Raw genomic sequence first — 13,512 nt, 5'->3', positions numbered from 1 at the left:
TGTAAACTGTGTAGAGTGGTTATTGGCCTAATTTTTCCCGCTCTTTCTTTGGCAGGCCGGCAACTACCAGATCGTAAGAATCCCTTATCCACTGCAGTAGTAGTTTGTTAGGAATACCGGCATGCACATTCACTGTATTCCAGTGTTTTTTATTCATATGGTAGCCTGGTTCAACACCATCATATCTCTCCCGCAATTCTATTGCAGTTTCAGGATCACATTTCAGGTTAATCGATTCAAAATCTTCTATACCGCTAAGGGCAAAAACTTTTCCACATACTTTGTATACCAGGGTTTCTTCTCCAAATGGAAATTCTTCCGTAACACCTGGTAGAGCAAGGCAATACTCCTGGAATTGTGCGAGGGTCATGGTTTGTATGATTGTTGTAGGTGCAAATTAATTAAACTTAAGAAATAAGAATAGCGTATGGTGATTTATAAAGTTTTATTGAAGCAGACTTTTTTAATCGCAGATAAGGAGGGGAAGCCCAAATGCTTTTAAGTTAAGGGAGTTGAATATATTTTATAATGAATTGATTTCTATTTCTTATAGGTTCTATAATGGTGGACAAACATCCTTTACCATTGGCAGGGCGGGGGCAAGCCCCGCCCCTACAAGGTTTCATCGAAATAATGTTTTTTTCTGGTAGTTAAATTTCATATTAAAATCAATTCTGGAAAGAAATAATTCTACAATATCGAACCTGTAATTCGATGAAACCCTGTAGGGGCGGGGCTTGCCCCCGCCCTGCCAATGGCCACGGAAGGTAAATCCAACAATTAGATATCAAGTATTCGTGAAATCTATTTCCTTAACTTAATAACATTGGGCTTACCCCCACCCTGGTAACGATAAAAGAAGCTGATCCCTCAAATTGAAGTCAATATACCATTGATACCATTTCACTTCACAGTACTTTGTCTGTTCCGACCAACTTACGTTTATGAGAATTACGCCAACAACTAATCACAAATTCCTAAGTATCCACCTACATCTTAACAATGGATAGCATCAATAATTATGTGTAACAATACTTTATTTAATAATCGTTTTTATTTTGAATTTCATTACCCAGCTTGCATCTGAATTAATCTCCTTATAGGTTGATTTATACATTATTTGGGTATTAGGTAAGGCTTCAGATGTAATGTTATAATTAGCTAAGTGTTCATTGAATTTATCCGCAAAGGATTGGATTAGTTTTGTTGGATTATTGACACTAATAAGTGATTTCTCCTCTCTAAAAGACAGAAGTGGATTATTAATTAACGTCATACGGAGCGGATTAATTAAATTGCCATATTCAAATGTAATTACCTGGTCGTAAAACGAACTAGGGTGATTCTCTATATAGTAATCTCTGTAATATTTGGACACATTGGTAGTCATATTGTTACCTGTAAATGTATATTCAGTATAATAAAGTTGCCTGAATTGAGGATACCGAATTGTATCTTTTGTCCTGATTAATCCAATTCGTTTATTGGCATCAATGGAGATTACAGGTGTATCCATTAGAATTGTATTAGCATCCGAAAATTTAGAATATTGTGTTATTGTTGAAGCACTCCAAACGAGACTGTCGCTGGAATATAGCTTCATGGTATTATTGAACCTCTCGAAATTCACTGATTTAATAATAAATCCAGCATCGTTATAAGTGTATTGGCTCATTTCTGTATAGCCATTTTCTCCATAAAACCATGCTTCGGTAAGTAAGTCTCCCTTATAAACAAAAGAGTCTGTCAAAATATCATCATAGTAAATGCCCTCTATGCGATACACAGTATCTGCTTTAATTTCCGGTGCGGGGATATCAGATTTTTTACCACATGCTGCAAGTGCCAATAGTGCTACTATTGCACATTTCAAAATTGTAGTACTTTTTAAATTGACCAAATTTGTAGAATATAGATATTTGGGATATACGTGGAAGTTAGTAAAAAGAAAAAATCCAGGAAGCGCAATACCTCCTGGATTTTTTAATTATTAGGTTATTATTTTACGATCTTATTAATCTTATAACCGCAGGTAAGATTTTTTTCTCCGAAGGTGAAAAGGTATTTGGACAAAACCTTGGTACCAGGTAAGGCCTGGCTTGTCGCAGTATATACTGATGTTTCTCCACGATAGGTTTCAGTAATTTTTTTGACATTGTTACCGCTCAGGAAAACTCCAGGTAATTCATCATCCAGGTCCATTGCCAAAATAGGATTTTTGATCAATACTTCCTGTAATGGATTGATTAAATCACCAAATTCCAAAGTAGTTACGGTTGTATATTCGTTACCCGGAATATTAGAGTTATTTGGAGCACTATAATACTTATTTGTATGGGTGGTTATATTATTTCCGGTAAATGCGTATTCCAGATAATCCACTTGCTTATAATCGGAGTAGCGAATTGTATCTTTTGTACCAATTAAAGTCATACGCTTACTGGCATCCAAACTTATTACAGTAGTGTCTCTTCCAATGATATTAGTTTTATTCTCTTCGAAAGAATAGCTGTAATCAACCAGTTTGGAATCGCTCCAAGCTATGCTGTCAACAGATCTTAAATACATATCGTTGCTACGGTATTTAGCATAGTTCAGCGATTTTGTAAGAAATCCATCTGCATTGTAAGTATAAATACTCTTCTGCATGTATGCCTTCTCGTCTTCATCATAGAACCAGGCTTCAGTAAGTTTATTTTCCTTATACACGAAGGAATCATAAACAATATTATCACCCCAGTAAATAGCCTGTACCTGGTACAGGGTATCAGGAGCTTTAGTTTCCGGAACGGTAGTGTCTTCGTTTTTACTACAGGACGCGAGGGCAAACAGTGCTACTACGGCACATTTTAAAACAGTCGAACTTTTCAAATTGAACATGATTGATGGTTTATATAGATTTTTTTTCATAAGACACCAGGCAAGACTTTAAAATCGGGTGGGTAGTAGTTGTCTGGTTTAACATCATAGGTTTTAAAACATGATATAAAAAAGTCAGCAGTCCAAAATAAGACTGCTGACAAAAATAAATATATTATATAAATGTTAAAGCTATAATTTATTAATACTGATTATTACACGTGAATATCGAGCATATGTTATTTTTACAGACTGCCCGGCTTTATATCCGTCCAAAACTCCGGCCATCCAATAGTACAGGCGTTTTTTCTGATCCTGCAATACCATAATATTCGTCTGGGAATCGTTATTTTCTACATATACAGCTTCCATCGGCGCTTCCAAAGTTCCTTTTTGCAAAGCTGTCAAGTCCTTCTTTATAGCCCAATATCGTATGTCCGTTAACTTAATTAATGAAAATATCAGTGCAAGAACAAAGGAGAGTAACCAGATCCAAAACCACAGATTTTTGTAGGATAACATAGAAGTATCAGCATCTCCCATGGAATTATGTCTATAAAGATAAACCTGAGGAATTGTGGCAACAACCAACGTAACAGCAGCACCTATTAATCCAAATTTTGCTAATTGTTGTTTGTTTTTTTTTAAGGCTTCCTGAAGCAAAAAGTTTTCTTCAGTCGTGATAAAGGTGTAATCAGACATAGTTAGTAATGTTAGAAAAGGTTTTTCGGTTGAGCTAATATATAGAAAAACAATCAATTAATTAATAATATATATGTAAAAAATATCTCTTTGATCTTTCTTTCATTACTTTTTATCATTTTCGGCAATATTTAGGTTAAGATATTATTATATTTTACATATATTGATGCATAATTAATTTTATCATGTGGCTTTCGACCTGAATTGTTAACTAATTTGCAACCCTAAATAGTTCCATTGTTATAACCCCTGATCTAAAAAATCTGCTTGTGAAACGATTTAATTTAATAGGATTAATTATCCTGCTTTCCTGCTGCATTGCTAAGGCTCAGGACACTACCCAATACATCGTAAATGGAAGATCAAACGATGCTCTGCAACAAACCAAACCGTATGTTATCCTAATCTCAATAGATGGATTCAGATACGATTATGCAGAGAAATATCAGGCAGAAAACCTGCTAAAACTCTCTGGTAACGGTGTTAGAGCTACTGCAATGCAACCTTCCTTCCCTACGCTTACTTTCCCAAATCATTATTCCATCGTTACCGGATTATATCCTTCCCACCATGGGCTGGTAGATAATCAGTTCTATGATCGCAAGCGTAAAGAGACCTATAAAGTAGCTGATAAAAAAGCTGTTGAAGATGGTAGCTGGTATTTTGGTACTCCGCTTTGGGTATTGGCTGAAAACCAGAAAATGATCAGCGCCAGCTTCTATTGGGTAGGCTCAGAAAGCGCTATACAGCATGTCAGACCAACCTACTATTACAGATACCAGGAGAAAATTGGTATCGATAAACGCATTCAACAGGTGGTCGACTGGCTATCTTTACCCGAAGCCCAACGCCCTCATTTTATCTCTTTCTATTTCCCGGAGGTAGATCATATGGGGCACAGCTTCGGCCCCAATTCCGATAGTGTTAGAAAGGCAGTTCAGTTCGTAGATCAAAGTATTGGCAAAATGGTAGACGAGGTAAATAAACTAAACCTCCCCGTTAATTTTATTATAGTGGCCGATCATGGTATGATGCAGGCAGATACTGCTCACACTGTTCAATTACCTGCTTCTCCACTCCTGGAACCTTTAACAACAGCACCCGGTGCCGAAAAGATTATGCTTTATGGTAAAAATGAGAAAGAAATCAAAGCTGCTTACGAGTTCCTGAAGCAACACGAAAATCATTACACCGCTTATCTAAAGAATGAAACACCCCTTAGATGGCATTATGGGCAGGAAGATGTTCATAACCGTATCGGTGACATAATTCTGCTGGCAGAAGCCAATTATATTTTTGGAGCGCCTGGTAAGAAAACATATCCTGGCCATCATGGCTATGATAATAACCTTACTGATATGAATGCCATCTTTATGGCCTGGGGTCCGGCTTTTAAACAAAATACACGTATCGCAACTTTCGAAAACGTAAATGTTTATCCCTTAGTTGCTCATATCTTAAGACTGCAAATTACTGATCCAATTGATGGAAACCTGGATGTGCTGGCACCAACATTAAAACAATAATCTTTTCCCATATCAAATAAAAACGCCTGTACCGGAATCCGATACAGGCGTTTTCTTATAATTTCAGTACTTAAGCTACTGTTTCTTCATATGCACTAACTGGTTCGCAGGTGCAAATCAGGTTTCTGTCGCCAAATGTATTGTTGATACGGCTTACAGAAGGCCAGAACTTATTAGCTTTCACATAATCGAGCGGGAATGCAGCTTCCTGACGGCTATATTGATAAGGCCATTCATTTGCTGTAATCACATGCTGAGTATGCGGTGCATTTTTAAGTACGTTATTTTGTTTGTCGATATTCCCTTGTTCTATAGAGCGGATTTCTTCGCGGATAGATAACAGTGCATCGCAGAAACGATCCAGTTCTCCTTTATCCTCACTCTCTGTTGGCTCAATCATGATAGTACCGGCAACAGGGAAGCTCATTGTTGGTGCATGGAATCCATAATCCATCAGACGCTTAGCTACATCTTCCGCCTCAATTCCAGCCGATGCTTTAAATGGACGAAGATCTACGATAAACTCATGCGCACAGGTTCCGTTAACCCCCGTGTAAAGAATATCATATGCTTTTTCCAGTCTTGCCTTCATGTAGTTGGCATTCAGGATTGCATATTCAGATGCTTGTTTTACGCCATTGGAGCCAAGCATACGGATATATGCGTATGAAATCAGCAGGATGCTTGCAGAACCAAATGGTGCTGCAGAAACCGCGTTGGCTGGTTTACCACCATTCTGGCTTACGTGACCAGGAAGGAACGGAGTTAAGTGTTTGGCAACACAAATTGGCCCCATGCCAGGTCCGCCACCCCCGTGAGGAATAGCAAAGGTTTTATGCAGGTTCAGGTGACAAACATCAGCGCCGATTAAGCCTGGTGCTGTTAAACCTACCTGTGCATTCATATTGGCTCCATCCATGTAAACCTGTCCACCGTGTTGGTGAATCACATCACAGATTTCTTTCACGCTTTCTTCGTAAACACCGTAGGTAGAAGGGTAGGTGATCATGATACCTGCAAGGTCTTTGCTATAGGTAGCTGCCTTAGCTTTCAGATCTTCTACATCTATATACCCGTTTTCCAGTGCTTTTACTACCACTACTTTAAATCCGGCCATTACAGCTGATGCAGGGTTAGTACCGTGTGCGCTGATAGGAATCAGCATTACGTTACGGTGACCTTCATTTCTGCTCTTATGGAATTCGCGGATCACCAACAGACCGGCATATTCACCTTGCGCACCACTGTTAGGTTGCAGGCTGCAGGAATCAAATCCTGTAATGCGGCTCAGGTATTCACCCAGTTCATCGATCATTTGAAGATAGCCACCAGCCTGATTTACAGGTGCAAATGGATGCATTTTGCTCCAATGTGCCCAGCTCAAAGGAATCATCTCAGTAGCTGCATTCAGTTTCATGGTGCAGGAACCAAGTGAAATCATTGAGGTATTCAGAGACAGGTCTTTATTTTCCAGCGATTTCAGATAACGCATCATCAGCGATTCGCTATGATGACTATTGAAAACAGGGTGTTGTAAATAAGGAGAAGTACGTTGCAAGTCGGCAGGAATAGCGGTAGCACCAGCTGATACTGCTGCTGCATCTGTTGTTCCTGCTTCGAATAAATGCAGAATATCATTGATGTCGGTAAGTGTGGTGGTTTCATCGATAGAAATACCAACATTACCATTTGCTAAGTAACGGAAGTTAATTCCCATTGCTTCAGCTGCATCTTTAATATCAGCTTTACCTTCAACTACTATTGTATCGAAATAGTTGTCGGCAGCGAGTTTAATACCTTTTGCCTTCAGTTTTTGTCCGATAGTTGCTGCCAGCAATGCTACGCGGGTAGCAATGTTTTTCAGCCCCTGAGGACCATGATATACAGCATACATAGCAGCCATATTAGCTAACAATGCCTGCGCTGTACAGATATTTGAAGTTGCTTTTTCGCGTTTGATGTGTTGTTCGCGGGTTTGGAGAGCCATACGCAATGCTCTTCCTCCTTGTGCATCAATACTTACTCCGATGATACGGCCAGGTATTGAACGTTTGAACTCATCTTTTACAGCAAAGAATGCTGCGTGAGGGCCACCAAAACCTAATGGAACCCCGAAACGTTGTGCCGATCCAAATGCTGCATCAGCATTCATTTCACCTGGAGTGGTAAGCAAGGTTAGCGCCAGCAGATCTGTAGCCATACCAACGTATGCACCAACTGCATGTACCTGCTCAATGAAAGTACGGTAATCATCTACACTACCCAGGCTGTTCGGATATTGAACAAGAGCACCGAAATAGCTTTCATTAAATGCAGCTTTTTTATAGTCACCCACTACAACTTCGATATGAAGCGGTGTTGCACGGGTTTGGATAACGTCTAACGTTTGCGGATATACGTTCTCGTCTACAAAGAATTTAGGCCTGCTTACGTGATCGTGGTCTTTATTCAGTGCATTGAAGAACATGGTCATCGCTTCAGCGGCAGCTGTAGCTTCATCCAGTAATGAAGCATTGGCAATAGGTAAGCCGGTCAGATCACTCACCATCGTTTGGTAGTTCAATAAGCTCTCCAAACGACCTTGTGAAATTTCTGCCTGATAAGGAGTATACTGAGTATACCATCCCGGGTTCTCGAATACATTACGCAGAATCACACTAGGCGTAATTGTGTCGAAATACCCCTGACCAATATAAGTTCTGTATACTTTGTTTTTTAGTGATATATCTTTTAAGTGACGGAGATAATCACTCTCACTCATCGCTGCCGGTATAGCCAGCGGTGTTTGCATGCGGATGGCACCAGGAACTGTTTTGGAGATTAGTTGGTCTAAATCTGAAATACCGATAGTTTCCAACATCTGGCTGGTTTCGCCTTCGTTCGGTCCTATATGACGGTGCACGAACTCATTCTGTTGAATATCAAAAAGATTCATGATGTAAGCAGGTAGTTTGAAAAGAATGCGCAAAGCTATGCAGATTTTATGCAACTGCCAAACAATCAATAGCAGCAAGCAAAAACAGTGATAAATAGCAGATATTTAAACTACGTTTATGTCATACTTTTGTCCAATACCGAATTTCCTATCTTTGCAGCAAATGAGTAAAATATTGGAAGACTGGCAGCAAAAAGCCCGTGATAAACAGAAAGAGAACAAACAGTTCTTAACCAAACTTCAAACCCGCCGTGGAAAAGGAGTTGAAAAACTTTTGCCGGCACTTCATGAGGAAGCCTTCGAACAGATCGACTGCCTGCAATGTGGAAATTGCTGCAAATCTATAAGCCCACGCTTTAAAGCACCCGATATTCGCCGTATCGCGAAATACCTGGGCATGAAAGAAGGCGAATTCATCGAAACTTACCTGCGGGTCGACAGTGACGAAGATTATGTAGTCAAATTTACTCCCTGCCCTTTCCTGGGTTCAGACAATTATTGTAGTATATACGATGTAAGGCCCGGAGATTGCGGCAATTACCCGTATACCGATAGTTATGATTTCTTTAAAAGACCTAAAATCACATATGAAAATAGCACTATTTGTCCGGCCGTTTTCTATGTACTTGAAAAGATCAAAGCCAAAATGGATCTATAAATTCTTTAAAGCCCTGGCTAATAATCAGGGCTTTAAATCTAATTTCCTCATGGCAGGAGATATGATATAGGTAGTAATAACAACTCCCAGTGTTACACAACCTCCAAATACTACTGATGGAACCAGACCTATCGCCCTGGCCATAAACCCGCTTTCAAAAGCTCCCAGCTCGTTTGATGAACCCACAAACATGGAGCTTACACTTGCTACTCTTCCCCTCATATCGTCCGGTGTTTTTAACTGCAGAATGGTCTGCCTGATTATTACACTCACTCCATCCAATGCTCCGCTGAGCAACAGCACAAACATCGACAGATAAAAACTTGTAGATAATCCAAATACTATAATCGTCAACCCAAAACCAAAAACCGCTGCCAGCAGCTTAATTCCAGGCTTATTTACCAAAGGCCGGTGAGCCAGAATAAACATGGTCAGCAATGCACCTACTGCCGGTGCTGATCTTAGAAATCCATAACCTAATGAACCTACATGCAATATATCTGTAGCGAAGGCAGGCAGCATAGCTACCGCTCCTCCAAACAATACAGCAAACATATCCAAAGCCATCGCTCCAAGTACTACTTTGGTATTCCAGACAAAGCGCATCCCTTTTGTTAACCCATCAAAGAAACTTTCTCCCTGCGATTTATAGAAGATAGGCTTAGGTTTTATCCTGATCAGACTATATAAGGGCGCAAAAAATACGAAAACCACTACCAGCATAGACCAGTGAACGCCAATTGCGTGGATCAGTAATCCACCCAGGGCTGGGCCCAGTACTCCCCCTATCTGCCAGGCAGAACTACTCCAGGTAGAGGCATTGGCATATAATTCCCTGGGAACCAATAATGATAGTAAACTGAATGTGGATGGGCTGGTAAAGGCTCTGACGATTCCTCCCAAAAATACCAGCAAATAGATGAGCTTTAATACCCAGGCTGTGGAAATTCCTGCCACCGCCTTATCCCAGGTTAGAATAAATAACCCCGTACTTATAAAAACGTAAGCAATTACACATTTTAGCAACATTCCCCTCTTTTCTCTCTTATCTACCAGATGACCGGCAAATGGGGCCAGCAATACTGCCGGTATAACTTCTGCTAAGCCTATGAGCCCCAGTGAAAATGGGTCTTTCGACAGCTCGTATACCTTCCACTCAATGATGGCAAATTGCATAGCCAGGGCAAATACGAAGGCAAATCGGATTATCAGATAAAAATTGAATTCCTGAAAACGTAAAGATGCATAAGGATCATTCCTTTTCGGCGCCGTTGTGTCCAACCTCTTATTTTTAGGTCGAAGGTACAAAGAACACAGAAAAATTTTATCACCTTTATACCCGTTCCGAAATCGATTTCGCCAACATTTATGAGACTTTTTTCGTTATTTAACCAGCCCAGCTTCCGTTTGGCCCAATTTTTTGTTAAAAGGAAATAATAATCTCAACCAACGGTAGTTTTTATTTTATATTTGATTTGATAACGTTTAAGTACAATTGAGATACATATGAGACTGAAAGTGATTATACCCGTCCTCCTGATTAGCATTTCTGCAGGAGTGTTGGCATTCAGTAAACAGGGACATAAAGACGACCCCCCTGCCCGCTACGAGGTAATCATGAACCTTGTAGGGCAGATGCTGAAAGAAGGTCATTACCAACCCAAACCTATCGACGATAAATTTTCCAAAGAAGTTTTTAATAAATACCTACGTAACCTCGATTCCGAGAAGAAATTTTTCTTGAAATCCGATATTACTAAATTAGAACCTCTTTCCTCCCATATCGATGATGAGTTAATGGGTGCACCGGTAGACTGTTTTCGTAGCATCAATACACTGATTAAACAAAGAGTTGCCGAAGCTGCAAACATCTACCCTGAAATTCTTTCCAAACCTTTCGATTTTACTGTCGATGAAACAGTAGTGTTAGATCCTGATAAAGTCGACTACCCAGCCAACGAAGCTGCACGTAAAGAAGCATGGCGCAAAGTGCTGAAATATCGTACACTCGAAAAGTTGACCGACCTTCAGGAACAAAGAGATAAGGATAAAGCTAAAGATTCTGCTTCTGCTAAAGTAAAAACAGATGCTGAACTGGAAGCTGAAGCCCGCCAGAAAGTAAAACAACTCTATGATCGTTATTTCGAAAGACTAAAAAACAGACAAAACGATAACGACCGCTTCAATCTATATGTTAATGCGATCACCACAACGATGGACCCACATACCGATTATTTCCCACCAGATGAGAAAAGAGCATTTGAAGAGCAAATGGCTGGTAAATTCTTCGGTATTGGTGCCCAACTCAAGGAAGAAGGTGATAAAATCAAAGTTGTAAGCATCGTAACCGGTAGCCCAAGCTGGAAACAAGGACAGCTTAAAGTAAATGATGTCATTCAGAAAGTTGCCCAGGGAACTGGCGAACCTGTAGATATCACTGGCTACCCTGTTGAAGATGCTGTGAAACTGATTCGTGGTAAGAAAGGTACGCCTGTTACGCTTACCGTGAAAAGTGTAGACGGTACTACCAAAGATATTACCATCGTAAGAGATGAAATCGTAACTGAAGAAACTTTCGCTAAATCAGCTATCATCAACGGCCAGCATAAAATCGGGTACATTTACTTACCTGAGTTCTACGCCGATTTCAATGATCGTAACGGAGCCAGGAGTGCCGATGACGTTGCCAAAGAAGTAGCTAAACTGAAAGCTGAAAAAGTAGAAGGTATCATCCTCGATTTACGCTTCAATGGTGGAGGTTCTCTGCAAGACGTAGTTCAAATGGCCGGCCTCTTCATCCCTGAAGGCCCGATCGTTCAGGTACGTTCAAGAGGTGGTGATGCCGTTGTATTGCGCGACAGGGATAAAAACGTACAATACGATGGTCCTTTGGCCATTATGGTAAATGAATATAGTGCATCTGCCTCCGAAATTATGGCTGCAGCTATGCAGGATTATAAACGTGCTGTCATTATCGGTAGTCCTCAGACCTTTGGTAAAGGTACTGTTCAACGCCTCTTCAACCTGGATGATTTCTATCCGGCAAAAGATGGTAGCAGCCTGGGAGCATTGAAACTGACCCAACAGAAATTCTACCGTGCAAATGGTGGTTCTACCCAACTGAAAGGTGTTGCATCTGATGTAGTATTACCAGATCCTTACTATGAAGTAGGAGAGCGTAAAGATTCTGATGCCCTGGCTTGGGACGAAATTCCTAAAGCTGCCTTCACTCCGTGGTATAATCCTGTAAATGCAGAATCACTGAAAAAAAGCAGTGAGAAAAGAATGGCTGTAAGCCCGGCATTTAAACTGCTGAACGAAAATCTGAGTACCCTGAAGAAACTCGAAAAACAAGAAAGCTATTCTTTAAATATTCAGACCTACAAAACAGAACAAAAAACCAATACCGCTGCTTTGAAAAAATACGATGCAGTTAATGATAAGGTGAAGGAACTTAGCATTGTTAATATCAAAACAGACCTGGATAAACTTGGTAACGATACTACTAAGATCGCCAGAAATAAAGATTGGATCAAGGCAAGAACAAAAGACATTTACCTCGATGAAGCTGTAAATGTAATGAACGACCTGATAGTTCAGTCTTTACCTAAAATGCAACGCAAAAGTCAATAGATTTAAATAATTTGTTTATGCAAAGGGCATCTCATTTTGAGATGCCCTTTGCTTTTATCATAATTGGAAACAAAATAGAGACCAAGCACTTATTTTCAGATAAAGCCGTTACGGCAAGCCATTGCTATAAGTTCGGCTACATTCTTGGTGTTGGTCTTCTTTAGCATATTCTTTCTGTGATTAGCAACTGTATTTTCAGCGATTTTCAGTTTCCAGGCAATTTGCTTACTACTCATTCCTTCCGCCATATAAGCCAATATCCGGCTTTCCTGTGCCGATAGCAGGCTATCTTCGAAGTAGGGGTAATAATAATGTTCTTCCAGTAATTCCTTAGTTGCTAAACTGCTTCTTTCAATAGAATGATAGATAGATCTGTCTTTTTTGAGGAACGATATATCTATTACCATTCCGAGACTATATAATGGTTTTCCTGTTTCTTCAGAAGTAAGATAAGAGCTTCGTTGAAGGATAGGAACCATGCTTTTGTTTTTATGTTGAATTCTGAAATTATAGGTGAAAATAAAGTCCTGGTGGGTTGATTGAGGCTGTGATTCAAGGAAACGAAGGTTTTCCGGGAAGACTTTTTCATTATAAATTTTGAAATCATCCTGGTGATAGATACTTTTCAGCATTGGAATGCCCCCTTCTAAAAACTCTCTGGGATCGCGATTGGTAACCTCCATGGTAGAATTAGTCATTACCAAATACTTCGATTTAGTATAATCGATCAGGAAGTAGATTGGAGCAGTGGATGGCATAACATTTCCCAACTGAGCAAATTTGTCAAGTAATTGGTGAACATCCTGCTTTTCTATTTCTTCTCTTAGATAATAAACATCCCTTAAGTGCTTCTCAAACGTTTGGTTGATCTTCATAAAAATTCAGGGTAAGGGTACTAGTTATTTAAAGGTAATAAAATTAGCTGTAGTATAATTATTACAAAAAGTTCGAAGTAGTACTATAATCTATGTCGTGCGCATAATGTTAGTTTGTGTTGAGAATTTATTCGATGTTTTTCTGATTGAGTGTGATTGATTTAAATAACTATGAAAACTCTGTGCACGCCTATGCTACTAAAAATACAAAATCGACCACTGTAAAGTACTACCGGCTATTGTAATGTAGTTTTCGACCCTTTTAACTATTCTTAGGACACAACTTTTTTAGAGAGACCATATCCCGTATCTGGGTTGGTATGC

The 13,512-nt window shown here is 39.7% G+C and carries 10 protein-coding genes; 3 read left to right on the top strand and 7 right to left on the bottom strand.

Going from position 1 to position 13,512, the window contains the following annotated elements; translation table 11 throughout:
* Positions 1 to 19: 19 nt before the first annotated feature.
* The 4 genes from DVR12_RS22175 to DVR12_RS22155 all read right to left on the bottom strand — a co-directional run bounded on the left by DVR12_RS22175 (position 20) and on the right by DVR12_RS22155 (position 3,561).
* On the bottom strand, positions 20 to 370 hold the full coding sequence (locus DVR12_RS22175) for an MmcQ/YjbR family DNA-binding protein (protein WP_116977994.1): 351 nt from the start codon (positions 368 to 370) through the stop codon (positions 20 to 22).
* Between the two features lie 666 nt (positions 371 to 1,036).
* Entirely contained in the window at positions 1,037 to 1,873 is an 837-nt protein-coding gene (locus tag DVR12_RS22170) for a hypothetical protein (RefSeq protein WP_147323517.1), read from the bottom strand.
* A 125-nt stretch (positions 1,874 to 1,998) separates the two neighbouring features.
* Positions 1,999 to 2,880, bottom strand: a complete 882-nt coding sequence (locus DVR12_RS22160; protein WP_116977991.1) for a hypothetical protein — start codon at positions 2,878 to 2,880, stop codon at positions 1,999 to 2,001.
* A 171-nt stretch (positions 2,881 to 3,051) separates the two neighbouring features.
* A complete protein-coding gene (locus tag DVR12_RS22155; protein WP_116977990.1) occupies positions 3,052 to 3,561 on the bottom strand; it encodes a hypothetical protein in 510 nt (169 codons plus the stop codon).
* A gap of 269 nt (positions 3,562 to 3,830) precedes the next feature.
* Here DVR12_RS22155 and DVR12_RS22150 point away from each other — a divergent pair, with 269 nt between their 5' ends.
* The gene (locus DVR12_RS22150; RefSeq protein WP_116977989.1) at positions 3,831 to 5,087 is read left to right on the top strand and encodes an alkaline phosphatase family protein; all 1,257 of its coding nucleotides are present in this window, start codon (positions 3,831 to 3,833) and stop codon (positions 5,085 to 5,087) included.
* Positions 5,088 to 5,157: 70 nt separating this feature from the next.
* Here DVR12_RS22150 and gcvP read toward each other — a convergent pair whose 3' ends face one another.
* Positions 5,158 to 8,022 carry an aminomethyl-transferring glycine dehydrogenase gene (gene gcvP, locus DVR12_RS22145; RefSeq protein ID WP_116977988.1) on the bottom strand — a complete coding sequence of 955 codons (2,865 nt, stop codon included), beginning with the start codon at positions 8,020 to 8,022 and terminating at the stop codon, positions 5,158 to 5,160.
* A gap of 163 nt (positions 8,023 to 8,185) precedes the next feature.
* On the opposite strand from gcvP, the gene DVR12_RS22140 reads away from it, so the two are divergent.
* The gene (locus tag DVR12_RS22140; protein WP_116977987.1) at positions 8,186 to 8,680 is read left to right on the top strand and encodes a YkgJ family cysteine cluster protein; all 495 of its coding nucleotides are present in this window, start codon (positions 8,186 to 8,188) and stop codon (positions 8,678 to 8,680) included.
* Between the two features lie 24 nt (positions 8,681 to 8,704).
* Here DVR12_RS22140 and DVR12_RS22135 read toward each other — a convergent pair whose 3' ends face one another.
* Entirely contained in the window at positions 8,705 to 9,961 is a 1,257-nt protein-coding gene (locus DVR12_RS22135; RefSeq protein WP_116977986.1) for an MFS transporter, read from the bottom strand.
* A 225-nt stretch (positions 9,962 to 10,186) separates the two neighbouring features.
* Between DVR12_RS22135 and DVR12_RS22130 the strand changes: the two genes are divergently transcribed.
* A complete protein-coding gene (locus DVR12_RS22130; RefSeq protein ID WP_116977985.1) occupies positions 10,187 to 12,313 on the top strand; it encodes a carboxy terminal-processing peptidase in 2,127 nt (708 codons plus the stop codon).
* Between the two features lie 95 nt (positions 12,314 to 12,408).
* Here DVR12_RS22130 and DVR12_RS22125 read toward each other — a convergent pair whose 3' ends face one another.
* Entirely contained in the window at positions 12,409 to 13,188 is a 780-nt protein-coding gene (locus DVR12_RS22125; protein ID WP_116977984.1) for a response regulator transcription factor, read from the bottom strand.
* Positions 13,189 to 13,512 lie beyond the last annotated feature (324 nt).

It is taken from the genome of Chitinophaga silvatica (assembly GCF_003419895.1).
Classification (GTDB): domain Bacteria; phylum Bacteroidota; class Bacteroidia; order Chitinophagales; family Chitinophagaceae; genus Chitinophaga; species Chitinophaga silvatica.
This window is presented reverse-complemented; position numbering and strand designations above follow the sequence as displayed.

Excerpts from the sequence above, each read along its gene's own strand:
- DVR12_RS22125 (WP_116977984.1), bottom strand. The coding sequence starts at position 13,188 with ATGAAGATCAACCAAACGTTTGAGAAGCACTTAAGGGATGTTTATTAT.
- DVR12_RS22160 (WP_116977991.1), bottom strand. The coding sequence starts at position 2,880 with ATGTTCAATTTGAAAAGTTCGACTGTTTTAAAATGTGCCGTAGTAGCA.
- DVR12_RS22175 (WP_116977994.1), bottom strand. The coding sequence starts at position 370 with ATGACCCTCGCACAATTCCAGGAGTATTGCCTTGCTCTACCAGGTGTT.
- gcvP (WP_116977988.1), bottom strand. The coding sequence starts at position 8,022 with ATGAATCTTTTTGATATTCAACAGAATGAGTTCGTGCACCGTCATATA.
- DVR12_RS22140 (WP_116977987.1), top strand. The coding sequence starts at position 8,186 with ATGAGTAAAATATTGGAAGACTGGCAGCAAAAAGCCCGTGATAAACAG.
- DVR12_RS22155 (WP_116977990.1), bottom strand. The coding sequence starts at position 3,561 with ATGTCTGATTACACCTTTATCACGACTGAAGAAAACTTTTTGCTTCAG.
- DVR12_RS22130 (WP_116977985.1), top strand. The coding sequence starts at position 10,187 with ATGAGACTGAAAGTGATTATACCCGTCCTCCTGATTAGCATTTCTGCA.